This window comes from Kitasatospora sp. NPDC032150, assembly GCF_055579945.1.
This window is the reverse complement of record NZ_JBVIMH010000001.1, coordinates 43,598-66,619: the sequence shown is the minus strand read 5'-3', so window position 1 is coordinate 66,619 and position 23,022 is coordinate 43,598. Positions and strand designations below refer to the sequence as shown.

Genomic DNA, 23,022 nt, shown 5'->3' with positions numbered 1-23,022 from the left:
TCCCGCTGTGCCCAAGTCCCGTACCCCACGCCCGGCCACCGGCCCCCGCCAGCTGCACCCCGGCGCCTGGTGGCTCTGGGCGCTCGGCCTGGGCGCGACGGCCTCCCGGACCACCAACCCGCTGCTGCTCCTGCTGATCGTCGCCGTCGCCGGGTACGTGGTCGCCGCCCGGCGCGGGGACGCGCCCTGGGCGCGCTCGTACGGGACGTTCCTGCGGCTCGGGCTGCTGGTACTCGGCATGCGGATGGTCTTCGCGGTCTTCCTCGGCTCGCCCGTCCCGGGCACCCACGTCCTGGTCACCCTGCCCCAACTCCCGCTTCCGCACTGGGCGCAGGGAGTGCGGATCGGCGGCCGGGTGACGGCGGAGGGCCTGCTCTTCGCGCTGTACGACAGCCTGCGGCTGGCCACCCTGCTGGTCTGCGTCGGTGCCGCGAACGCGCTCGCCAGCCCGGCCCGGCTGCTGCGCGCCCTGCCCGGCGCGCTCTACGAGGCCGGGGTGGCCGTGGTGGTGGCGATGACCTTCGCGCCCAACCTGGTCGCCGACGTCCAGCGGCTGCGGGCCGCCCGCCGGCTGCGCGGCGGCTCCGACCGGGGCGTCCGCGCGGTCCTCGGCATCGGACTGCCGGTGCTGGAGAGCGCGTTGGAGCGCTCCGTAGGACTGGCCGCCGCGATGGACACCCGGGGCTTCGGCCGCACCGCCGACGTGCCGCCGCGGGTCGCCCGGACCACCGCCGCACTCACCCTGCTCGGACTGCTCGGCGTGTGCGTCGCCGCGTACGGGCTGCTCTCGGCGGACGGCGCGGGCTGGGCCCTGCCACTGCTGCTGCTCGGCCTCGCCTCGGCGGGCGGCGGCCTGCTGCTCGGCAGCAGGCGTGCCGTGCGGACCCGGTACCGCCCCGACCCCTGGACCGCGCGCGAGTGGTCGGTCGCCGGCTCGGGCGTGGCCGCCGCCGGGCTGATGGTGTGGCTGGCGAGCCGTGACCCGGCCGCCCTCACGCCGTCGCTGATCCCGCTCACCGCGCCCGCGCTGCCGCTGCTGCCCGCCCTCGCCGTACTGGTCGGCCTGCTGCCCGCCGCCACCGCCCCTACCCCGCCCCGGAGTTCCTCGTGATCACCTTCGAGCAGGTCTCGGTCCAGTACCACGAGTCGGCCGAACCGGCGTTGCACGGCGTCGACCTGACCGTCCCCGAGGGCGAACTCTGTCTGCTGGTCGGCCCGTCCGGCGCCGGGAAGTCCACCCTGTTGGGCACCGTCAGCGGACTGGTCCCGCACTTCACCGGCGGGGTGCTGCACGGCCGGGTCACCGTGAACGGCCGCGACACCCGCACCCACCGGCCGCGCGAACTGGCCGACGTGGTCGGCACGGTGGGCCAGGACCCGCTCGCCCACTTCGTCACCGACACCGTCGAGGACGAACTGGCCTACGGCATGGAGTCGCTGGGCCTCGCCCCCGACGTGATGCGCCGCCGGGTCGAGGAGACCCTGGACCTGCTGGGCCTGGCCGAGCTCCGCGGCCGCGCGCTCACCGCCCTCTCCGGCGGGCAGCAGCAGCGGGTCGCGATCGGCTCGGTGCTCACCGCCCACCCCAAGGTGCTGGTCCTGGACGAACCCACCTCCGCGCTCGACCCCGGCGCGGCGGAGGAGGTGCTGGCGGTGCTCCAGCGGCTGGTCCACGACCTCGGCACCACCGTGCTGATGGCCGAGCACCGCCTGGAGCGGGTCGTCCAGTACGCGGACCAGGTGCTGCTGCTCCCAGGGCGCGGTCAGACGCCGGTGCTGGGAGAGGCGGCCGAGGTGATGGCCCACTCCCCCGTCCACCCGCCCGTGGTGGCACTCGGCCGCGCCGTCGGCTGGTCACCGCTGCCGCTCTCGGTCCGCGACGCCCGGCGCAGGGCCGCACCGCTGCGCGCCCGCCTGGACGGCCGCGCGCCCGCACCCGCCACCGTCCCGGCGCCCGCGCGGGCCACCGCCACCGTGGACCGCCTCGCCGTCCGACGCGGACCGGTGCCCGCACTGCGCGGGGTCCGGCTCGACCTGCACCCGGGCGAGATCACCGCCCTGATGGGCCGCAACGGCGCCGGGAAGTCCACCCTGCTCGGCTCGCTGGTCGGGCTGCACCGCCCCGCCGCCGGCTCGGTCCAAGTCGGCGGCCTGATCCCGCACCAGGCCCGGCCCAAGGAGCTGATCCGCCAGGTCGGCCTGGTCCCGCAGGACCCGCGCGACCTGCTGTACGCGGAGACGGTCGCCGCCGAGTGCGCCGCCGCCGACCGCGACGCGGCCGCCGAACCCGGCACCTGCCGCAACCTGGTGGCCCGGCTGCTCCCCGGCATCGACGACGCCACCCACCCCCGGGACCTCTCCGAGGGCCAGCGGCTGAGCCTCGCGCTCGCCGTGGTGCTCACCGCCCGGCCCGGCGTGATCCTGCTGGACGAGCCGACCCGCGGCCTCGACTACGCCGCCAAGGCGCGCCTGGTCGAGATCCTGCGCGGCCTCGCCGCCGAGTCGCACGCCGTGCTGCTCGCCACCCACGACGTCGAACTCGCCGCCGAACTCGCCCACCGCACGGTCATCCTGGCCGAGGGCGAGATCGTCGCGGACGGGCCGACCCCGGAGATCGTTCTCTCCTCACCCGCGTTCGCCCCCCAGGTCGCGAAGATCCTCTCCCCGGCCCCCTGGCTGACCGTCCCGCAGGTGGTCGAGGCGCTCGCCGCCGAGGAGGCGCTGTGAGCACCCCGGAAGCGCTCGCCCGGCCGGTCCCGCTCGGACGGCGGTCGATCGCCCTGCTCGTCCTGGTCTCCGCCATCGGCGTAGCCGCCTTCGGCTGGCCGCTGCTCGCCGACCGCTCCTCCGCGCTGGTCGGCCACTCTGCCGACGCGCCCTGGCTGTTCGCCCTGCTGATGCCGCTGCTGCTGGCCGTGGTGATCGCGCAGATCTCCGAGGGCCGCTCGGCTGGCGGCGGCGAGCGCGGTCTGGACGCCAAGGCGGTGGCCCTGCTCGGCGTACTGGCCGCCACGGGTGCGGCGCTGCGGCCGCTCGGCGCGGGTACGGCCGGGCTGGAGCCGATGTTCTTCCTGATGGTGCTGGCCGGCCGGGTGCTCGGTCCTGGCTTCGGCTTCGTCCTCGGCTCGGTCTCGATGTTCGCCTCCGCCCTGCTCACCGCCGGAGTCGGGCCCTGGCTGCCGTTCCAGATGCTCAGCATGGGCTGGGTCTGCCTCGGCGCCGGCCTGCTCCCAGGGGCGGCCTCACTTCGGGGCGCCGGCGAACGCGCACTTCTCGCCGGCTACGGCAGCCTGGCCGCCGTCGCGTACGGGACCGTGATGAACCTCCAGGGCTGGCCGTACATCGGCGGCCTGAGCAGCTCGATCGCCTTCGTCCCCGGCGACCCGCTCAGCGCCAACCTGCCCCGCTTCATCACCTACTGCCTCACCACGTCCCTCGGCTGGGACCTCCCCCGCGCCGCCCTGACCGCCGTCCTCTGCCTCACCGTCGGCGGCCCGGTCCTCCGCGCCCTGCGCCGGGCCGGCCGCCGCGCCGCCTTCACGGCCACGGCCGACTTCCGGCCCTGAACCCTCCCGACGGGTGCGGGGAACCGCACGAGGGGCCACCCTCAAGTCGTCCGGCTTCTCGCGCGGTTCCCCGCACCATCTCCCGTCACCAAAAGTGCGGGCCCACCGCAGCGGGACTACTTCTTCGGGCCGGCCGACTGCACGACCTCGAAGGACCACAGCGTGGAGTCGCTCGCCGCCGGGCGCTTGGGCGCCTCGCCGCCCTCCGCCGCCGGCCCCTGGCGGTGCGCCGCCTGCATCGGCCCCTCCATCCACGCCTTGAAGTGCTCCTCGCTCTCCCACCGGGTGTAGACGAGGTACTTGTCGGTCCCCTCGACGGGACGCAGCAGCTCGAACCACTCGAACCCGTCCGAGCCCTCCACCGCACCCGCCCGCGAGGCGAACCGCTTCTCCAACGTCTCCCGCATCTCCTCGGGCACGGTCAGCACATTGATCTTCACAACAGCCATGGGAAACCTCTCGACGTGCGGCTCTCGGGCGGCCTGGCGCCGCCCTCGCCAAGCGTACGAGCCTTGACCCGGGCTGCCGCCCCCACCCGCTTCCCACGCCGCCTCCGCGTGCCGCGCACGCGTGCGGCAGGCCCGGACCCGCGCCCCGCCGACGGCCACGAAGTCCTCACCGCACCGCCTTCAATGAGAAGGCGAAGCGAATATGACGATTCATCAGTTTCCCCCAGCTGTAGCCCTGTTGTTCACTTGCTCCTGCTACCTTCCGGCCGATGACCACCGATCGCGCAGTCAGCCTCGTTCCCGAGCGTTCCAAGACCGCCTCGGTCGGCCGACCGACTGGGGCCGACGGTGCGGCGCAGTCCGTCCGGCCGGCGGCGTTGCCGTCGCTGACCGGTCTGCGGTGGGGTGCCGCGCTCATGGTGTTCCTGTACCACGTGCACATCTCCGGGTACTTCGGCGGCCGCGTGGGGGACGTGGTCGGCTTCGCCTTCGGGGCCGGCAACACGGGGGTGTCGTTCTTCTTCGTCCTCTCCGGCTTCGTACTCGCCTGGTCCACCCCGCCCGGCGGCGGTGTCACCGAGTTCTGGCGGCGCCGGTTCGCCCGGGTGTACCCGCTCCACGCGGTGACGGCGGTGATCGCGCTCGCCCTGGCCTGCTTCCTGGGCGCGGGCGCCAGGCCACTGCGCAGGCAGCTGCTGGCGAACCTGCTCCTGGTCCAGTCCTGGATTCCGCGGTACCCCTACTTCGAGAGCGTCAACTCGGTCAGCTGGTCGCTCGCCTGCGAGGCGTTCTTCTACTTCCTCTTCCCGCTGGTCATCCGTCCGCTGCGCAGCCTCGGGTGGCGCGGCAGCGCGGTCGTCGCGGCGGCCGGCGTCGCCGTCGTGGTGGCGATGCCCGTCCTGGCCGGCCACTTGGCCCCCGCGGCCGATCAGACCTGGGCCGTCTACTACCTCCCGCTCGCCCGGCTCCCGGAGTTCCTGCTGGGCATCGCCCTCGCGGAGCTGGTCCGGGCGGGCCGCTGGCGCGGTCCCGGCCTGACGGTGTCGCTCGGTCTGACGATGGCGGGCTACTTCCTCAGCTCGCAGGCCGACTGGACGTACCGGTTCGCCGCCTGCACGGTGGTCGGCTTCGCCGCGCTCGTCCCTGCTGCCGCGACGGCCGATCTGCGCGGCGAACCCTCGCCCTGGCGAGGCCGGCTCGCTGTGCGGCTGGGCGAGCTCTCCTTCGCCTTCTACATGGTCCACGTACTGGTCATCCGGACGGGCGAGCACCTGTTCCGCCCGCATCCGAAGGAGCCGTGGTGGCCGAACGGCCTGCTGCTGGCGGGTACGGTCCTCACGGCCGCACTGGCCGCCGCCTGGACCATGCACACCTTCGTCGAGAATCCCGGCCGCAGGCTGCTGCTCGCCCGGTGGCCCGGGAGGCGCGCCGCGTCCTGACTGCCGGGCGACCGGGTGTTCCCGGAACCGGCCCGGGGACCAGGCGTCCGGCGCGGATCAGGCCGCGTGGCCCTCGCCGCGCTGGGTCTGGTCGGGGCCGGTGCGGTCCGGTCGGTCGCGGTCGTCGGTGCAGAGCTGCCTGCTGAGGCGGTTGAGCAGGTCGGCCAGGTCGCCGTAGCGCCTCTCGTCGTAGTCGCCCAGCAGGGCGGCGAGTTGGGAGCGCCGGGCGGCGACCAGCTTCTCGGCCACCTGCCGGCCGCGTTCGGTGAGGCGGATCGCCAGACCGTCGCGGACCGCGAGGCCGCGGCTCCCCACCTCCCGGACGGCCGCCTCGACCACCTCGGTCGGGACGATCCGGCGCTCGGCGAGTTCGGCGGGTTCGACCTGGCCCTGGTGGTGCATGGCGAGGATCAGCCAGCTGGAGGCGGGTTCGAGGTCGAGTCCGGCCTCCTCGGTGATCCGCCGGAAGAGGTCGCGCCGGGCGTCCCGGGAGCCGAGCAGGGACAGCGCGCGGGCGATCTCGTCCAGCGAGGAGCGTTCGACGGGGTTGACTCCGATGCTCTCGCCCAGGTCCGGGGCGGTGACCGTGGTGCGCAGCTTCTGCTCCCGGATGAACAGCGACAGCACGAAGGCGACGACGGCGACCGGTACGGCGTACGGGAAGACCCGGGTGATCGACTCGGCGTACGCGCGGTGGACCGCGTCCTGCACGGCGGCCGGCAGGGTGGCGACGACCCGCGGGTCGGCGGTGACGGTCGCGGGGTTGAAGCCGGGTGGCAGCGGGAGTCCGGCCAGCACCTCGGGCAGCCGGCGGCCCAGGCCGGACGCGAAGACGGTGCCGAAGATGGAGACCCCGAAGGAGGCGCCGACGGAGCGGAAGAAGGTCGCGGCGCCGGTGGCCACCCCGAGGTCCTGGTAGTCGACCGAGTTCTGCACGATCAGCACCAGCACCTGCATGACCAGGCCGAGCCCGAGGCCGAAGACCAGGAAGTAGAGGCTCGTCTCGGTGGTGGTGCTGTGCTCGGTGAGCCGGGAGAGCAGGACCAGGCCGACGGTGGTGACCGCGGTCCCGGCGATCGGGAAGATCCGGTAGTGGCCGGTGCGGGCGACGACCTGGCCGGCGACGATCGAGGTCAACAGCATGCCGAGCACCATCGGCAGCATGTGGATGCCGGACAGGGTCGGCGAGACCCGTTTGACGACCTGGAGGAAGGTCGGCAGGTAGGTGAGCGCGCCGAACATCGCGAAGCCGACCACGAAGGAGATCACCGTGACCAGGCTGAAGGTCCGGGAGCGGAACAGCCGCATCGGGATGACCGGTTCGGCGGCGCGGCGCTCGACGGCGACGAACGCGACCAGCAGGACCGCGCCGAGCACCGCCAGGCCGACCACCTGCCAGGAGCCCCACGGCCAGGTGATGCCGCCCAGCGAAGTCATCAGCACCAGGCAGGTGGCGACCGAGGCGATCAGGAAGGTGCCCAGGTAGTCGATGGTGTGCCGGCGCGTCACCCCGGCACTGGGGAGCACGGCGGCGATCACCACCAGCGCGACGACGCCGATCGGCAGGTTGATGTAGAAGACCCAGCGCCAGCTGAGGTTGTCGACGAAGACCCCGCCGAGCAGTGGGCCGAGCACGCTGGTGACGCCGAACACGGCGCCGAACAGGCCCTGGTACTTTCCCCGGTCACGGGGCGGGACCAGGTCGCCGACGATCGCCTGGGTGAGCACGATCAGCCCGCCGCCGCCCAGCCCCTGCAGCGCCCGGAAGGCGATCAACTCGCCCATGTTCCGGGCGAGTCCGCAGAGCGCGGAACCGATCAGGAAGATCACGATCGAGGCCCGGAAGAGCCGCTTCCGGCCGTACATGTCGCCGAGCTTGCCCCACAGCGGGGTGGCGGCGGTGGAGGCGAGCAGATAGGCGGTGACCACCCAGGAGAGGTGCTTCAGACCGCCGAGGTCGCTGACGATGGTGGGCAGCGCGGTGGAGACGATGGTCTGGTCGAGCGCCGCCAGCAGCAGCGCCAGCAGCAGCGCACCGATCGGCACCCAGAGGTTGTGCGCCGTCGTCTGCGGGAGTGCGGGACCGCCCGCTCCGGCCCGGTCGGACGCGCCTGCCGGGTTCGCCATGTCGGCTCCTCGGTGAAATCCGGGCTGACGATCATCCAGACTCACCATGGTGTCAGTATTGTCCGAATTCACCACATCTGATTGCACCGTCTGCATCCCGCCGTCGCGGGAAGGCGGCCAAGCGTTCACATGGCACAGACCGTCACAGATCAGGACAACTGCCTCAGGTCCGGACGCTTGACTCTGTCAACTCCCAGGACGCTCCTGCATAATCAGGCGGGTTCGCCACCAGAACCGAGGAGGACCGGCCCATGCCGGGAGAGCACTGTGCCGGCTGCGGCACCGTCCGGACGGCCGGCGGGTGCGCATGCACCCCCGTTTCGTACGGCCGGTCGGGCTATCAGCCGGTGCACCCCGACCTGGAGGAGACCGCGGTCCTCCCGCACGCCGAGGGCCCGCCGCTGGTCCGCCCGTACGTCCCGGCCGCGGCCGAGTACGAGGAGCCGGACCCGGACGCCTTCCCGACCGCGCTGCTGCCGCCGGTCCCTTCCCAGGACCAGCAGGCCACCACGCTGCTGCCGCCCGTACCGCCGCAGCAGCACCAGTCCGGATCCGCTCAGCAGCCCTACCCGCCGCAGTACCGACCCGCACCGCCTCAGCAGCCGCAGTACCGACCCGCACCGCCTCAGCAGCCGCAGTACCGGCCCACGCCGCCTCAGCAGCCGCAGTACCAGGCACCGCACCAGCCGCAGGACCGGGCCGCCGAGCTCGGGATCTTCGCCTTCCAGGCGGGTGACGGGCCGGGTGGCAGGGCCGAGCGGCGGGCGCAGCAACAGTCGGCGCCCATGAAGCGCAAGGTCGTCATGGCGGCGGCCGGAGTGGGGATCGTCGCGATCGGCGCCGGGATCGCCTTCGCCCTGGTGCCCGCCTCGGGGAACAAGGGCGTCAACCAGGCCGACCCGCTTCCGGTCGGCACCGTGCAGCCCGTGCCCACCAGCTCGGCCCCGAGCGTCCCGGCGACCACCGCCCCGGCCTCGGACAGCCCCTCCCCCTCGCCGAGCAAGGCCAGCCCCAAGCCGAGCCCCACCCTCAGCCGGCTCCCGGTGATCGCCAGGGCGACCACGACCAAGCCGACCGCGTCCCCGTCCGCCGAGCCGACCACCGCGTCCCCGTCCCCGACACCGAGCGGCCCGCGCACCCTGGGTCCCGGAATGAAGGGCCCGGACGTCGCCGCCATGCAGCAGCAGCTCTCCAACTGCGGCTACCACGTACGGGCGAGCGGCACCTACGACGGCCCGACGACCAAGGGCGTGCGGAGCTTCCAGTGGGACGCGAACGTCCAGGGCGATCCGAGCGGCGTCTTCGGCCCCAACACCCGAGCGGCGCTGGACGACGCGTTCTGCTGAGCACCCGGGCGGCCGGCTGGGCACCCCTCGACGGCGCGGGGAACCGCACGTCCGAAGGCCCCGGCCGACCGCGGCACGCCTCACATCCCCGCGGCCGTCGGCCGGGTCAGCCCGTGACGGCGTTGAAGACGCTGAAGGCGGCCATCAGCAGCATCACCACGGCGGCCACCCGGACGATGACCCGCATCGGCACGTACTGCAGCAGCTTCTGCCCGCCCACGATCGCGATCCCGCCGACCGCGCAGAGCGCCAGCCAGGCGCCGAGGCCGACCGACACCGGGTCGGCGTACTTGGCGGCGAGGTTGGCCGTCATGATCTGGGTCAGGTCGCCGAACTCGGCGACCGCGACGACCACGAAGCTGGCACCGGCGACCTTCCAGAAGCTGCCCGAGGACGGCTCCTTGGCGGCGTGCCCCTCCTCGTCCTCGTCCTTGTGCCAGAGCAGCATCAGCGCACCCACCAGGAACAGCAGCCCGGTGATGCCCTCCACCCAGCGCTGCGGGAGCAGGGCGAGCAGGCTGCCCGCCGCCAGGGCGAGACCCACGTGGAGTGCGAAGGCGGCGGCGATCCCGGCGAAGACGTAGCTCGCCCGGTAGCGGGTGCCGAGGACCAGGCTGGCCAGGGCGGTCTTGTCGGGCAGTTCGGCGAGGAAGATGATGCCGAAGGTGAGGGCGGCGATGGTCAGGCTCATCGGGGGGTGGATTTCCCTTGGTCGGGCTGCCGGGCCGGATGACCGCCCATCGGGGGACGCCTCGGCCCGACAGCACTGGTCATGGTCACAGCACTGCGGCCGAAGGTCTCGCCGACACCCCCGTCACGGGCGGTGTCCCGGGCGCCGGGCCCGCACGAGGCGAAGCCAGTATGTCGACGGTCCGGTGGAGGGCTACTCCCCTTCAACTCCGACCAGCGTACCTGACCCGGTGAGCGGTCTCGCGGGTCACCAGTCCCCGCCCCACCAGTTCGAGCACCGCCACGATCGCCACCGCCTCCACCACGAGCAGCGCGATCAGCACGAACAACTGGACCGCGCCGGCCTGGACGGGCGTCGCCCCGCCCAGCAGCATCCCGACGAAGGCGCCCGGCAGGGTGACCAGGCCCACCGTCCTGGTCTGGTCCAGTGCCGGGACGAGTGAGGTGGCCGCCGCCGTGCGGCAGATCTCCAGGCGCGCGTCCCGCTCCTCGAAGCCGAGCGCCAGCGCCGCCTCCACCTCGCCGTGCCGCAGGCGCAGCTCGTCCAGGGCCCGGCGGCCGGCCAACGAGGTGGCGGTGAGCCCGCCGCCGAGCAGGATCCCGGCGACCGGGACGACCGACAGGCCCTTCGGCGGCAGGAGCCCGCCGGCGAGCAGCAGCACCAGCACCGGCAGCACACCGGCCCCGATCGGGACCGCGGCCCAGACCCAGCCGGGGCCGTCCGTCATCCGCCGCCCGGCGGTGCGCACCGCGACCGCGAACATCACCAGGACGAACAGCGCGGAGGTCAGCATCGAGCCGACCACCCAGGTGATCACGAAGGCGACCGCCGCGAGTTGCAACACCGCCCGCAGGCCCGCCAGCAGGACGTCCCGCCCGTGTCCGAGCCTCCCCCCTCCGGTGACCGCGACCGCCGCGAGCAGCAGCGCGGCGGTGACGACGCCGAGTGCGGGAGTGACCGGGAGCAACTGGCCCGCGGCCGCCACCGCGCTCAGATCCAACTGGTGAACCACATCCGACTCTGCCACTGAGTCATCGGGATCACCTCCGCCGTGTAGAGCGGGTAGAAGTACGCGAAGCAGGCCACGATCGCCAGCACGACGGCGCCCGCGCCGATGGCGCCCGAGCGGCGGCGCTGCGGTGAGCAGCCGGGCGGGCCGAGCATCGCTCCCAGCATCAGGGCCACCGCCAGGCAGAGGAAGGGCACCAGCACCACCATGTAGAAGGAGAAGATCGTCCGCTGCTGGTACTGGAACCAGGGCAGGTAGATCCCGGCGACGCCCGCCAGGACCGCCCCGGCCCGCCAGTCCCGGCGGAAGAACCAGCGCCAGAGCGCGTACACGAGCGCGAAGCAGGCGGTCCACCAGAGCAGCGGGGTGCCGAGCGCCAGGATCTGGCTGCCGCAGCCGTCGGGGGCGGTGCAGCCGTGATCGCCCTGCGACACCTGCTCCCAGTACATGCTGACCGGGCGGCCCTGGACCAGCCAGCTCCACGGGTTGGACTGGTACTTGTGCGGGCTGGTCAGGCCGGTGTTGAAGTCGTACATCTGCGCGTGGTAGTGCCACCAGCCGCGCAGTGCCGCCGGGACCCAGGTCATCGGGAGCTGGGGCAGCGGGACGTCCACCACCGGGGTGCGGGGCGGGGAGAGTCCGGCCCGGCCGTCGGCCCAGTGGCGGTCGAAGCCGCCGTCGGTGGCGAACCAGCCGCTCCAGGACGCCAGGTACACCAGTACCGCGACGCCCACCATGGAGAGGAAGGCGGGCAGCGCGTCCCGGCGGAGCATCGAGCGCCAGGGGCGGGCGGCCCCGGCCCAGCGGCGGCCGGACTGGTCCCAGACCACCGTCAGCAGGCCGAAGGCGGCCAGGATCTGCAGGCCGTTCCACTTGGTGGCGCAGGCGGCGCCGAGCAGCAGCCCGGCGGCGATCCGCCAGGGGCGCACTCCCAGCCGGACCTCGTCGCCGGCCCGCCCGCCCTCGGCGCGGGCGGCGCGCAGCACGGCGCGGGTGCGGTCACGGTCGATCAGCAGGCAGCCGAAGGCTGCGAGCACGAAGAACATCACCACCCCGTCCAGCAGCCCGACCCGGCTCATCACGAAGTGCAGGCCGTCCACGGCCATCAGCAGCGCGGCGGTGCAGCCGAGCAGGGTGGAGGAGAACAGCCGGCGGCCGATCCTCGCCAGCATCAGCACGCTGAGCGTCCCGAGCAGCGCGAGGACCACCCGCCAGCCGAAGGGGTGCAGCCCGAAGGCGGCCTCGCCGAGCGAGATGACCCACTTGCCGAGCGGTGGGTGCGCGATGAACTCGGGTGCCGCGGTGAGCGGGATGGTCTGCGGGACGGACAGGATCTGGAAGTTGGCGCTGTCCGGCCAGACGCCCTCGTAGCCCTGGTGAAGCAGCGACCAGGCGTCCTTGGGGTAGTAGGTCTCGTCGAAGACGAAGGCGTTCGGGTGGCCGAGGTTCCAGAACCGCAGGACTCCGGCGAACAGCGCGACCGCGACCGGCCCGAGCCAGCCCGAGTGCCGGACCGCCCACTGCGGCGCGCGCAGGTACCGGGCGGCCGGCGCCGCCGCGGCGGGAGGGGGCAGGGGGTCGGTGCCGGTGACTGTCGGGTACGCCATGGCCTCGCCGGTTCCTCGCTTCGATCGCTGTGGTGGACGGCCCTGGCTGACACTATGTCGCCCCGAGGCCGAAACCCTAGCCAGCATCCGACGCGCCAGGTCCGGCTGCACCTCGTACTACGGTGGGCGTCCGGGTTGACCCTCGACCTGGTCGAGGCCGCAGAGTCGTCGGCGTGGAGAGCGGAGTGACGCAGGGCAGCGCGATGCGCAGCATCGGTGAGATGGCCAGGGACAGCGGGCTGAGCGTGAGTGCACTGCGGTTCTACGACGGGGCCGGGGTGTTCGGGCCGGCCTGGGTGGATCCGCAGAGCGGGTACCGCTGGTACGCCCCCGACCAGGTGGCCGACGCCCGGCTGATCGCCCGGCTGCGCCGGGTCGGGCTGCCGCTCGCGGACATCTCGCGGGTGCTGGGCGGGCCCACCGGGGCGGCCCACCGGGTGCTGGAGGGGCATCTGCGCCGGCTGGAGGACGGCCTGGCCGACGCGCGTCGCGAGCTCTCCGCGGTACGGACACTGATCGACCTGAGGGAGAACCCGATGAATCCTGTTTCCGTGACCCGACTGACCGTTGCGGCGAAGGAGTTGGCGGCTGCACTGGACGCGGTGCGGTTCGCCGTGAGCACCGATCCGGAACTGCCCGCCGTGGGCGGAGTGCTGCTGGAGGCGGACGGCGAGCTGCTGCGGCTGGTCGCCACCGACCGCTACCGCCTCGCCGTCGCCCAGGTGCCGCCCACCGGTCCGGCCGAGGGCACGATGAGCGTGGTCGCGCCGACCGCGTTCGTGGACGAGCTGCGCCCGCTGCTGGACGGCGCCGGGGAGGTCCGCCTGCTGGCGGAGGGCGACCGGCTGATCGCGACCGTCGGCGACCGGTCGGTGCTGGGCGAGCGGGTCGACCAGGACTACCCGGACTACCGTGCACTGATCCGGCTGGAGCCCACCCACCGGCTGAGCCTGGACACCGTCCAGCTGCGCGAGGCACTGGCGGCCGGGGCCACCCGCAGCACGGTCCGCGGCCAGGACGGGGTGGCGTTCGAGCTCTCGGTCCTGGCGGTGTCCGCGGACGGCTCGTTCACCGTGGCCGATCCGGAGGGTCCGACGGACGGCCTGCGGGTGGGCGTGAACCGCGACTTCCTGCTGGAGGCCGTCGCGGCGGGCGGCGGGAAGCAGCTGGTGCTGGAGCTCGGCGGCCCCATCGCCCCGCTCGCCATCCGTTTCCCCGACCGTGCGGACACCTTCTCCCTGCTGATGCCCACCACACTGTCCTGAGACCGGTCTTCCGGCCGGTGCTCGGGGGCGCCGGCCGGAAGGCCCGGGGGATCGGCCGGGGGTGAACGGTTCCGGCCGCCTTCCGGCAGCACCTCCCCCGAGGAATCTGCGGACGGCGGCCGGAGGTCGGCGTCAGGCGACGGCCTGGAGCTCCCCGGTCGAGGTGAGCGACGTCCGGACCGGGACCCGGTTCGCCGGGAAGCCTGCCGGCAGCACGGCGTTGTCCTGGGCCGGCGTCAGGTGGTCCCGCAGCCGCAGGGCCAGAGTGACGATCAGCAGGGTGCAGAGCACCATCACCGCCAGGTAGAGCGGCCAGGTGCCGGAGCCGACCAGCAGCACGCCGACGGCCGGGCCGACCGCGACGGCGATCTGCTTCACCAGGGCGTGCGCCGAGTTGTAGGTACCGAGCAGCCGGGCCGGCGCGAGGTCGGCGACGATCGGACCCAGGGTGGGGGCCAGCAGGGACTCGCCGACGCCGAACAGGGAGTACACCGCGACGATCGCCACGGTCGCGGCCATCGCGTCGGAGCGGACCAGCCCGGCGGTGAGCGCCATCACCCAGGCACCCAGCCAGACCACACCGGCGGCGGCCATCGCGGTGGTGCGGCGGCGGCGCTCGGTGAGCCTCACCACGAACATCTGGAGCACCACGATGGTCAGCGCGTTGACGCCGACGGCCAGGCCGAGGGTGGACGGCGCGGTGCCCACGGTGTTGGTGGCGAAGGCCGCGACACCGGACTCGAACTGGCCGTAGCAGGTGAAGAAGATCAGCCCGGCGAGCAGGCAGAGCCGCATCATGGCCTTGTCCGCGAACAGCGCGCGCAGCCCCTGCGGGCCGGCCTCGCCCTGCTCGACCTCCACCACGACCGGCTGGGCACCCGGGACGCGGGCGGTGCCGGTGACGATCGCCAGACCCACGAAGGTCAGCGCCTCGATGGTGAACAGCCGGGTCAGGGTGGCGGGCTCGGCGACGTCCACGATCTGGCCACCGACCAGGGCGCCGATGCCCATCCCCAGGTTGACCAGGGTGAACTGGAGCGCGAAGGCCCGCGAGCGGGTGGCCCGGGTCGAGCAGCGCACGACCATGGTGGCGAGGGCCGGCTGGCAGGTGGTGACACCGGCGCCGAACAGGAAGGACGCGATCATCAGCTCGGGCGTGCCGGTGGCGTGGCCGAACGCGAAGGCACCGGAGGCCGCCAGGGCGGTACCGGCGAGCAGCACCGGGCGAGGACCGTACCGGTCGATCCCGCGGCCGGTGAAGGGCAGCACGGCCAGCGCGGCCAGCGCGAAGACGGTGAAGACCATCCCGGCGGCGAGCGAGCCCAGGCCCCTGACCTGGTCCACGTAGACGAACATGTACGGCATCGTGAATCCGCTGCCGAACGCGCTGAGCGCATTGCCGATCTGGACGCGGCGCAGCGGGCCGCCCGCCCCTTGACGCTGCTGCCTCTGCTGCTTCACCGTGCCGGTCACCGTGCACACCCTTTCACTGGATAGTCTTCAACAAAGAAGATTTCAGAGCTAAACTTCGGAGCTAAACTCTAAGCATCGGAAGCCTGAAGCGTCAAAGGCTTAACGCCTGCAGCCCTTCGTGGGAGAATGAGCGCCATGAGCGCACCGAAGCCCGGACAGGAGACCGCCGGCGAGCTGGCCATCGCCGACCAAGTGGCCATCTACCAACGGGAGTTCCCCACCGTCGACCCACAGGTCGAGACCATCGTCTCGACCCTGTCCCGGGTCGCCCGACGGATGAGCGTCGCCTACGGCAGGCAGCTCACTGTGCTCGGAATCACCTCCGCCGAGTGGGAGGTGCTCAAGGCGCTGGTGGTCGCCGGCAGCCCGTACCGGATGGGCCCGGGCGAGCTGGCCAAGCGGCTCGGCCTCACCCCCGCCGCGATGACGCACCGGATCGACCGCATGGTCACCGAGGGCCTGGTCACCCGGGAACGCGACGAGGCCAACCGGGTCCGGGTGATCATCGAGCTGACCGAGGAAGGCCGCGACAAGTGGCTGGAGTCGATGCGGATGGCCGCGGTCTTCGAGGAGGAACTGCTCCAGGACATCGCCCAGGCCGAGCGCCCCGCCCTCTCCACGCTGCTCGGCCGGATGCTGCGCCGGATCGAGGAGACCCAACCGGACGCCCTGGGCCGCACCGACGACCTGGACTGAGACCGGCCGGCGCCCGGGGCACGGACCAGGTCGCCGTCAGGCCGTCCGGCCGGCCGACACCTGGGCGCAGGAAGCCGGTGACACCGGCTTCCTGCGCCGACTCCTCGCCGACACCCTGGACGCCACCCTGCGCCTGGCCCACTGGCCCACCGCCGAGCGCGAGTTGATCCTCAACTACTTCGAGGCCCGCGATCGCGACTGACAGGACCGCTACCCGCCCGGCCGACTGTCAGGTCGTCCGGCCGGACGGCGACATGGTCCGGCTCCAGGTCCACCGCCACCCGGTGCTCCATGCCCAGCGCCTCCAGGAACTTGCGGGGCAGCTGCACCCGGCCGGTGCGGTCCAGCATCACGTACTCGCGCTCGCTGACCGTCTCCGCGCCGTGCTCGTCCACCACCGTCCGCCGCAGCACCTCGCTGCTGGTCCGGCCGTCCCGGATCGCCACGGTGCGGCGCACCTCGCCCGCCACCATCGGATCGTGGGTGACGATCACCACCGTGGCGCCCAGTTCCCGGTTGACGGTGCGCAGCGCGTCGAAGATCCCGGCGGCGGTCTCCGAGTCCAGCTCGCCGGTCGGCTCGTCGGCCAGCAGCACCGCCGGGTCGCCCACCATCGCCACCGCGATGGCCGCCCGCTGCTGCTGTCCACCCGAGAGCTGGGCCGGCCGGCGGTGGGCGAGTTCACCGATGCCCAGCGCCTCCAGCAGTTCGGCCACCCGGGCCGAGCGGCGCGCGGCGGCCCCGCGCCGGCGGGCGCGTCCGCGCAACTGCAGCGGCAGCGCGATGTTCTGAGCGACCGTCAGATACGGCAGCAGATTGCGCGCGGTCTGCTGCCAGACGAAGCCGACCACCTCCCGGCGGTAGCGCAGCCGGTCCCCGGCCGACATCGCCAGCAGATCGCGGCCCGCCACCCGGGCGCTGCCGGCGGTCGGCACGTCCAGGCCCGCCAGGATGTTCAGCAGCGTCGACTTGCCGCTGCCCGAGGCGCCCACCAGCGCCACCAGGTCACCCCGGTCCACCACCAGGTCGAGGCCCTGGAGGGCCTGCACCTCCACCCGGTCCGCGGTGAAGATCCGCACCAGCCGGTCGCAGACGATCGCCGCGTCCGCCCCGTGGCCGCTCGGCTCGGCGGCGGCCAGCGCCGCCCGCCGCAGGTCCTGGTAGCTGGGTGCCGCCTGGTCGGCGCTCATCGCACGTCCCCCGCTCTCAACTCGGTGGTGATCTGTCGCCGCCCGGACACCGCCACCTCCGCGGCGACCGTGGCGGTCGCGATCGCCACGAGGGCCAGTACCTGGAGCAGCACCGGCAGCCAGGCGGTCCGCAGCCCGGCGGACACGGGCGCGCCGACCAGCGCCGCGAGGTCGACCGCGGGGCCCAGCAGCGGTGCTGCGGCGAGGGCCACCAGACCCCCTGCGAGGGCGGCCACCAGCGGCTGCGGCAGCGCCTCGGCCAGGATCAGGGCCAGCCCCTGCCGCGGCCGCAGGCCCATGGTGCGCAGCCGGGCCAGTAGTGCGGCCCGTTCCGGCGCCGCCCGGACCAGGGTCAGCAGTACGGCCAGCAGCGCGAAGCCGCCCGCCGCCGCGACGGACGTCCAGAACAGCCGGGCGGCGGTGTGCTGGAGCGGGTCGGCGGCCAGCTCCTCGGCAGTCTCGGCCTTCGTCCGTACGGAGTAGGAGTCCTTGCCCTGCTGCCGGGACGCGGCACCGGTCACGGACCCGGCACCGGTCACGGACGCAGCGGCACTCGCGCGCGCGGGGCCGGTCGCGGCCGCGTCGGCCGGGGAGAGCCGCTGGAGCAGCTCCCGCAGCGGGTCGGCGGCGAGCCGGCCGGTGGCCAGCCACAGGTTGGGGCGGCCGATCCCCGGGAACCGGCAGGCGACCGGCCCGGCCGGGAGCACCATGGTCTTGCTCCCGCCCGCGCCGTTCACCGCCCGGGTGCCGTCCACCACTCCCGCCACCCGGACCTGGAGCTCCCCGGACCGCAGGCGCGCGGCGCGCGGCGCGCGGCCGAGCCGCTCGGCCACATCCGGGCTGGCCAGCGCCGGGACCGGGGAGTCGACCCGGCCGTCCTCGGCCAGCAGCGCCGGGTCGAAGACGCCCTGCCCCAGGTCGCGGGCGAGCGCGGCGTACACCACCGGGTCGATCACGATCACCGTGACGTCGGAGATCAGCACACCGCCGGGGGTGCCCACCGGTGCTCCGTCGAAGGTCCAGACGGCGGTGGCCGCGCCGGCGCCGGGCAGCCGGGCAGCCGCCGTCGCGAAGCCCTCGGGCAGCGCGGCGGCGGAGACGGCGGCCACCCTGGCCCCGGCGCCCACCGTGGTGAGCGCGGCCCGCTCGCGCGCCGCGGCCACCGAGTCCAGCACGGTGGCGCCGAAGCCCGCCGTGGTCACCGCGAGCAGCAGGGCGAGCAGCGGCAGGACACTCGGCCGCTGCCGTCGGCCGTCGCCCCGGGCGGCCCGGGCCAGCCCCAGGAAGCCCACCAGCCCGGGGCGGTGGCCCGCCTGGCGGGCCGCCCAGCCGATCAGCACCGGATGGAACCTGGCCAGCACCAGCGCTCCGGTCAGCGCGAGCAGCAGGGGGGCGCCGACCAGCAGCAGGTCCACCCCGTCGCCGCCCGAGGCCACCCCGCGCCGCCGGACGGCGGCCAGCGCGCCGGCGGTGGCCGCCGCCACCGCGAGTTCGACGACCAGGCGGCGCCGGCCGCTTCCCGGGCGCGGACCCGTCGACAGCACGAGGGCCCGCAACGGAAGGCCCAGGACCGCGACCAGGGCGACCGCCAGGGCGGCCGACACCGAGGCGGCCCAGCGCCCGGTCGGCAGTACCACCAGCGCGAGCAGCGTCCCGGCGAGCCCGGCGGGCAGCACCGTCACCGCCGTCTCGCCGAGCAGTCTGCCGAGCACTCCGGCCCGCGAACCGCCGCGGGCGCGGAGCAGGCGCAGTTCGCCGGCCCGGCGTTCGGCGGCGAGGGCCGCGGCCAGGCAGAGCACCGCGACGACAACTCCGGCAGCGCCCGCGGGCCCGACCTCGGTGAGCGGTGCGGCGGCGGCCTGCCGGTGGGCGGCCTCGTCGAACAGCTGCGGCAGCGTCGAGGCGACCTGGCTGCCCGACTGCCCGAGTTCCGCGACCAACCCGGCGTTCGCCGGTCCGGCGATCAGCGAGGCCACCGCGCTCCGGGCGGCGGGCAGCTCGTCGGCGTGCAGCGCGGCGAGGTCGAACGGGAGCTGGTAGAAGTCCGTGCTGCCGGCGCCCCAGGCGCCCAACCCCAGCAGCCCGTCGCGGCCGACCAGACCGGTGGCCGACCAGAACGGGACGGCCTCGAAGCCGATCCGTTCGGTGCTCAGGCAGGCCGCGGTCAGGCACGGGGTGCCCGCCCAGAACGCACTGTCCACCTGGTCGGGGCGGTACAGGCCCACCACCTCGGCGCTCACCCCGGCACCGGTCTCCGCCCCCAGGGCCCCGGCGTTCAGGGTCGAGCCCGCGTGTACGCCCAGGGTCGCGGCGGTGGCCTCGGACAGCGCCACCTCGACGTGTCCGTGCGGCGCCGTTCCGGTGGGCCACCGGCCGGCCACCAGGCGGGCGTGCCCGGCGGCGGCGTTCAGATAGACCAGCCCGAGCTTGGGCGGCAGCCCACCGGGGCGGGGCAGTCCGCCGTCCGGCAGCTCGCGTGGGAACCTCCCGGCCGAGCCGTACACCGGGCCGCCGGCCGCCAGCCGCAGCGGGGCCGGGACGTCACCGGCGATCGCCCCGGCCTTGCGGTCCAGGTCGGCGGCGGGCCGGCCGGAGTCACCCGGCGCGGCTTCCGGGCTCGCGGCAGACGCGAACTGATCGACCGTCACCGTCAGCGAGCCGGCCAACGGCCCGTGGCGGCGGATCAGTTCGCGCAGTGCCTGGTCCGCACCCCGGTCCAGTGCGCGGGGCAGGGCGGCGGCCAGGAAGGCGGAGACGAACACCAGGGCGGCCGTCAGCAGTGCTGCGGCCGGCGCCGTCCGCAGCCTGGTCCGCACCCACGGCGCCCCGGTGAGACCCCGGGCGAGCGGCTCGCTCATGTCTCCTCCACGTACCGCAGCCGTGCGGTCAGGTCCCGGTGACGGCGCGGGTCGAGGAGCACCGGCAGCAGCGGAAGGGCCGCGATCAGCAGAGCCATCAGCACGGCCTGGCCCAGCGGGAGGTGCACCAGCACCCCGGGCACCGGGCGGCGGGCCGCCGGACTCAGCACGATCAGCGGGAGCACCAAGTGCGCCAGCAGCGCGCCGAGGCCCAGCCCGACGCCCAACCCGAGCAGCACCAGCAGAGCCTGCTCGGCCGCCACCGTCCGGGCCAGCCGGCGCCGGGAGGCGCCCAGCGCCAGCAGCACCGCGAACTCGCCCGCCCGCTCGGCCGCGGCACCGGCGGCCGCGGCGGCGAAGCCGATCGCGGCCAGTACGGCGGCGGCCGCAGCCAGGGCCGCCAGGGCGTTCTGCGGGGCCGCGCCGATCGGGTCGTCGCGCAGGGCGGCCGCCACCTCGTCCCGCAGCCGCAGCGTCTGGGCACCGGTTCCGGCCCGCAGCGCGGCCGCGGCCCTCGCCGGCACCGAATCGCCCCGTCCGGTGCCGGGCAGCCACCACTCGTCCGGGGCCGAGGGCAGGCTCTGCTGGTCGACCAGGGCGCGGTCCAGCGCCGCCAGATCGACCGCGAGCGCAGGACCGTCGGCCGTCGGCAGCGCGGCCACGGCGGCCGTGATCCGCACGCCGACCGCGGTGCCGTCCACCGGGACCAGGATCCGGTCGCCGACCGAGGCACCGACCGCCGTCAGATAGCCGCGGGTGGCGATCCCGGTGAGTTCGGGCACCGGCGCGGGGTGTCCCTGCGCATCGGCCGGGATCAGCGAACTGGCGCCCCGGGACGTGCTTCCGGTGCGGTAGCGGAAGACCAGCGGGTTGTGCCCGTCCGTGCCGGCGGTGCCGCCGGAGGACGCCTGGCCCTGCTGCCCGGCGCCCGTCCCGACGGACCAGCCGAGGCCGGCCGGCACGGTCGCCGCGGTGGCGGGCCCGTCCGCGCTGTCGGCGGCGGATATCCGATGGAGCGTCAGTTCACCGTTGAGCCAGCCCTCCTGGGCCGGAGCGGGCGTGACTTGGATCCCGGCGACGGTCAGCGGTGCGGCCGCCGAGCCCAGCGGTGCGCCCAACGCGGGCCCGAGGTCGACGGAGACCGTCCGGTCACCGGTGACCGGCAGCTCGGGGAGCCGCTCCTCGTACAGCACGCCGAACCGGTCGCGCAGCAGCAGGATCACTCCCGGGCCCTGCGGGACGGCGGCCTGGCCGCTCAGCGTGAGGCTCAGGTCCAGGTCGATCCGGCGCGGGCGGCCCGGCAGCACGATCCCCGCCTGCGGGCCTGCGGGCACCGGCCCGGCCAGCGGCCCGAACAGGTCGGCGACGGCCCGGCCGCCGAGCACGTCCGGACGGATCCGCAGGTGGCGGGCGGCCGCCGCCGTGTCCAGCGCCAGCAGTTGGGCGTCATTGCCGCCGGGCACCATCAGGTGCTTGCGGGCGACCGGGATCAGGCGGTCGCCGCCCGGCAGTGCGGCGTACCGGCCGCCCTGCCCCATCGACGCCAGGCCGGAGTTGGAGATCCGCAGGCCCGAGGCGGTGGCGAAGTCCGCCTGGTCGCCCTGGGAGCCGGACCAGGCGGCGCGCTGGCCCAGCGCGAGCATGCCGATCGAGACGGCGAGCACCAGCAGCAGCACCGGCCCCGCGCTGCGCCCGGGCCGGCGGGCGAACTGCCAGCCGAGCAGCGCCACCTCCAGGCCCGGCCGCAGCTTGGCCAGCCGCTCCCCCAGCCTGGCCACCAGCGGCAGCAGCCGCAGCACCAGGACGGTGCCGGCGGTCAGTGCCAGGGTGGGGGCCACGACGAGCAGCGGGTCGATGCCGAGCCGGCCGGCACGGTCCGCGCTCAGGCCGCCGCCGGAGTAGTGGGCCAGTTGCCGGTAGGCCACCACGGCGAGCGCGAGCAGGGCGAGGTCCGCGCCGGATCGGGCCACGCCGGCGACCAGCGCCTGACGCCGTCCGGCGCGCCGCAGTGCCGCGTTGCCGGCCGAGCGGAGCAGTGCGGGCACGGTGGCCAGCAGGATGCAGCCGAGTGCGCAGGCGGCCGCCAGCGGCCAACTGGTCCAGGGCAGGGCGGTGTTCAGCCGCGTGCCCGCCAACGGCCCCCAGTCAGCCAGCAGCCGGACCAGCAGCGGGGTGAGCGGCGGGGCGAGCAGCGCGGCCGGCAGCGCGAGCAGGGCGGCCTCGGCGGCGGTGAGCGCGCCGATCCGCAGCCGCGAGGCGCCTCTGGCCGACAGCAGCGCGTTCTCGGCCATCTGACGTGTTGTCAGTAGGTGTACCACCAGCAGCAGTACGGCGGTGGCGAGCACCGCCAGCTGCAGCAGTCCGATCAGCAGGGTGGACCTGGCCACCAGCCGGTCCGACTCCAACTCGCCTAGGAAGGCCGGGAGGTCGGTCTCGACCTGCAGGCCGTCGAGCGCCAGGTGGCCGGCCCGCTCCCGCAGCGCCTCGGTGTCGGCTGCCCGGAGGGTGTCGAAGTCGGCGGCGAGCAGGTAGTTGCGGCCGTCCTGGGCGAGCCCGGCCGCCGTGAAGGCGGTGTCGTCGACGAGCAGCGGCCCGTAGGTGGTGAAGGACCGGACCTGGACGCCACGGCCGCCCAGTTCGTCCAGTTTCCAGTAGGGGCCGTCCCGGTCCACGGCCTGGTACACGCCGGTGATCCTGACGGCGTGCGCGGTGCCGTCGTACCGGTCGGCGAGGTTCACCACCGCCGGGAGGGCCGACGGGGTCAGGTGCAGCCGGTCGAGTGCCGCCTGCGGGACGGCCGCCTCGATCGGCGCGGTGGCGGCGGTGGCCGCCTGCGGCCACCGCCCGGCGAGCAGCCGGGCCCTGGAGCGGTCGAGTGAGGCGAGGTGGGTGATGTCGGGGTTGGCGCCCGCGGCGCCGTCCACCGGAGCACCGGGCAGGGCGAAGGACCGGCTGATGGCCACGCTGCGGACGCTGTCGGGCAGCGGGGCGAACAGCCCCCGACCCAGCCTCGCGACGGCGGCCTCCTCCGCGGCCCGCGCGCCGACGCCGCCGTGTCCGCGGACCAGTACGACCGTGCGGGAGAAGCCGGGCCCCTGGAGTGCGTGGCGCAGCCCGGCCTCGCCGACGCTCCGGTTGAACGCTGTGAGCGCGGTGAGCGAGGCGGTGGTGATCAGCACGGTGAGCGTCGCGGCGACCGCCGTCAGGAGCCGCCCGTGGAGTCGGCGCACCACGAAGCCGACCATCTACGCGCCTCCCCCGCCCGGGCCCACTGTCACCGGATAGCGGAGATTATGGCCGGATTCG

At 74.4% G+C, this 23,022-nt stretch carries 16 protein-coding genes; 7 read left to right on the top strand and 9 right to left on the bottom strand.

The features are described 5' to 3' along the window. Positions 1 to 7 precede the first annotated feature (7 nt). The 3 genes from ACZ5ON_RS00305 to ACZ5ON_RS00295 are packed head-to-tail and all read left to right on the top strand — an operon-like array spanning position 8 to position 3,566. Positions 8 to 1,111, top strand: a complete 1,104-nt coding sequence (locus ACZ5ON_RS00305) for a CbiQ family ECF transporter T component (protein WP_465582364.1) — start codon at positions 8 to 10, stop codon at positions 1,109 to 1,111. Further along, positions 1,108 to 2,727 carry an ABC transporter ATP-binding protein gene (locus ACZ5ON_RS00300; protein WP_465582361.1) on the top strand — a complete coding sequence of 540 codons (1,620 nt, stop codon included), beginning with the start codon at positions 1,108 to 1,110 and terminating at the stop codon, positions 2,725 to 2,727. Before ACZ5ON_RS00305 ends, ACZ5ON_RS00300 begins: the two co-directional genes overlap by 4 nt. Further along, positions 2,724 to 3,566 (top strand): ECF transporter S component, encoded by an 843-nt coding sequence (locus tag ACZ5ON_RS00295; RefSeq protein ID WP_465582358.1) that lies wholly within the window; start codon positions 2,724 to 2,726, stop codon positions 3,564 to 3,566. Before ACZ5ON_RS00300 ends, ACZ5ON_RS00295 begins: the two co-directional genes overlap by 4 nt. Before the next feature lie 116 nt (positions 3,567 to 3,682). Here ACZ5ON_RS00295 and ACZ5ON_RS00290 read toward each other — a convergent pair whose 3' ends face one another. After that, on the bottom strand, positions 3,683 to 4,015 hold the full coding sequence (locus tag ACZ5ON_RS00290; protein WP_465582355.1) for an antibiotic biosynthesis monooxygenase family protein: 333 nt from the start codon (positions 4,013 to 4,015) through the stop codon (positions 3,683 to 3,685). A 269-nt stretch (positions 4,016 to 4,284) separates the two neighbouring features. Between ACZ5ON_RS00290 and ACZ5ON_RS00285 the strand changes: the two genes are divergently transcribed. After that, complete coding sequence (locus ACZ5ON_RS00285) at positions 4,285 to 5,454, top strand: acyltransferase family protein (RefSeq protein WP_465582352.1); 1,170 nt, start codon at positions 4,285 to 4,287, stop codon at positions 5,452 to 5,454. A gap of 57 nt (positions 5,455 to 5,511) precedes the next feature. On the opposite strand, the gene ACZ5ON_RS00280 is transcribed toward ACZ5ON_RS00285, so the two are convergent. Beyond that, positions 5,512 to 7,581, bottom strand: a complete 2,070-nt coding sequence (locus tag ACZ5ON_RS00280; RefSeq protein WP_465582349.1) for an MDR family MFS transporter — start codon at positions 7,579 to 7,581, stop codon at positions 5,512 to 5,514. 251 nt (positions 7,582 to 7,832) lie between these two features. Between ACZ5ON_RS00280 and ACZ5ON_RS00275 the strand changes: the two genes are divergently transcribed. Then, positions 7,833 to 8,927, top strand: a complete 1,095-nt coding sequence (locus ACZ5ON_RS00275) for a peptidoglycan-binding domain-containing protein (RefSeq protein ID WP_465582346.1) — start codon at positions 7,833 to 7,835, stop codon at positions 8,925 to 8,927. A 106-nt stretch (positions 8,928 to 9,033) separates the two neighbouring features. On the opposite strand, the gene ACZ5ON_RS00270 is transcribed toward ACZ5ON_RS00275, so the two are convergent. The 3 genes from ACZ5ON_RS00270 to ACZ5ON_RS00260 form a co-directional block, all read right to left on the bottom strand. Next, on the bottom strand, positions 9,034 to 9,618 hold the full coding sequence (locus ACZ5ON_RS00270) for a TMEM165/GDT1 family protein (RefSeq protein ID WP_465582343.1): 585 nt from the start codon (positions 9,616 to 9,618) through the stop codon (positions 9,034 to 9,036). Between the two features lie 202 nt (positions 9,619 to 9,820). Beyond that, positions 9,821 to 10,645, bottom strand: coding sequence for an ABC transporter permease (locus tag ACZ5ON_RS00265; RefSeq protein ID WP_465582340.1), 825 nt, complete (start codon positions 10,643 to 10,645; stop codon positions 9,821 to 9,823). After that, positions 10,609 to 12,234 (bottom strand): dolichyl-phosphate-mannose--protein mannosyltransferase, encoded by a 1,626-nt coding sequence (locus ACZ5ON_RS00260; protein ID WP_465582337.1) that lies wholly within the window; start codon positions 12,232 to 12,234, stop codon positions 10,609 to 10,611. Before ACZ5ON_RS00260 ends, ACZ5ON_RS00265 begins: the two co-directional genes overlap by 37 nt. 173 nt (positions 12,235 to 12,407) lie before the next feature. On the opposite strand from ACZ5ON_RS00260, the gene ACZ5ON_RS00255 reads away from it, so the two are divergent. Continuing rightward, on the top strand, positions 12,408 to 13,499 hold the full coding sequence (locus ACZ5ON_RS00255) for a DNA polymerase III subunit beta family protein (RefSeq protein WP_465582334.1): 1,092 nt from the start codon (positions 12,408 to 12,410) through the stop codon (positions 13,497 to 13,499). Positions 13,500 to 13,631: 132 nt separating this feature from the next. On the opposite strand, the gene ACZ5ON_RS00250 is transcribed toward ACZ5ON_RS00255, so the two are convergent. Further along, positions 13,632 to 14,972 carry an MFS transporter gene (locus tag ACZ5ON_RS00250; RefSeq protein WP_465582331.1) on the bottom strand — a complete coding sequence of 447 codons (1,341 nt, stop codon included), beginning with the start codon at positions 14,970 to 14,972 and terminating at the stop codon, positions 13,632 to 13,634. Positions 14,973 to 15,107: 135 nt separating this feature from the next. On the opposite strand from ACZ5ON_RS00250, the gene ACZ5ON_RS00245 reads away from it, so the two are divergent. After that, entirely contained in the window at positions 15,108 to 15,668 is a 561-nt protein-coding gene (locus tag ACZ5ON_RS00245) for a MarR family winged helix-turn-helix transcriptional regulator (RefSeq protein WP_465582328.1), read from the top strand. A gap of 170 nt (positions 15,669 to 15,838) precedes the next feature. Here the strand turns inward: ACZ5ON_RS00245 and ACZ5ON_RS00240 are convergent, their stop codons facing one another. Genes ACZ5ON_RS00240 through ACZ5ON_RS00230 form a run of 3 tightly spaced genes read right to left on the bottom strand, consistent with a single transcriptional unit; the run spans position 15,839 to position 22,961 of the window. After that, the gene (locus tag ACZ5ON_RS00240; protein ID WP_465582325.1) at positions 15,839 to 16,858 is read right to left on the bottom strand and encodes an ABC transporter ATP-binding protein; all 1,020 of its coding nucleotides are present in this window, start codon (positions 16,856 to 16,858) and stop codon (positions 15,839 to 15,841) included. Beyond that, entirely contained in the window at positions 16,855 to 19,716 is a 2,862-nt protein-coding gene (locus ACZ5ON_RS00235) for a hypothetical protein (protein WP_465582322.1), read from the bottom strand. Before ACZ5ON_RS00235 ends, ACZ5ON_RS00240 begins: the two co-directional genes overlap by 4 nt. Then, positions 19,713 to 22,961, bottom strand: a complete 3,249-nt coding sequence (locus ACZ5ON_RS00230; RefSeq protein ID WP_465582319.1) for an FtsX-like permease family protein — start codon at positions 22,959 to 22,961, stop codon at positions 19,713 to 19,715. Before ACZ5ON_RS00230 ends, ACZ5ON_RS00235 begins: the two co-directional genes overlap by 4 nt. Between the last annotated feature and the right edge of the window lie 61 nt (positions 22,962 to 23,022).

Coding starts and splice junctions, on each gene's coding strand:
- ACZ5ON_RS00290 (WP_465582355.1), bottom strand. CDS start 4,015: ATGGCTGTTGTGAAGATCAATGTGCTGACCGTGCCCGAGGAGATGCGG.
- ACZ5ON_RS00285 (WP_465582352.1), top strand. CDS start 4,285: ATGACCACCGATCGCGCAGTCAGCCTCGTTCCCGAGCGTTCCAAGACC.
- ACZ5ON_RS00280 (WP_465582349.1), bottom strand. CDS start 7,581: ATGGCGAACCCGGCAGGCGCGTCCGACCGGGCCGGAGCGGGCGGTCCC.
- ACZ5ON_RS00275 (WP_465582346.1), top strand. CDS start 7,833: ATGCCGGGAGAGCACTGTGCCGGCTGCGGCACCGTCCGGACGGCCGGC.
- ACZ5ON_RS00270 (WP_465582343.1), bottom strand. CDS start 9,618: ATGAGCCTGACCATCGCCGCCCTCACCTTCGGCATCATCTTCCTCGCC.
- ACZ5ON_RS00260 (WP_465582337.1), bottom strand. CDS start 12,234: ATGGCGTACCCGACAGTCACCGGCACCGACCCCCTGCCCCCTCCCGCC.
- ACZ5ON_RS00245 (WP_465582328.1), top strand. CDS start 15,108: ATGAGCGCACCGAAGCCCGGACAGGAGACCGCCGGCGAGCTGGCCATC.
- ACZ5ON_RS00240 (WP_465582325.1), bottom strand. CDS start 16,858: ATGAGCGCCGACCAGGCGGCACCCAGCTACCAGGACCTGCGGCGGGCG.
- ACZ5ON_RS00235 (WP_465582322.1), bottom strand. CDS start 19,716: ATGAGCGAGCCGCTCGCCCGGGGTCTCACCGGGGCGCCGTGGGTGCGG.
- ACZ5ON_RS00230 (WP_465582319.1), bottom strand. CDS start 22,961: ATGGTCGGCTTCGTGGTGCGCCGACTCCACGGGCGGCTCCTGACGGCG.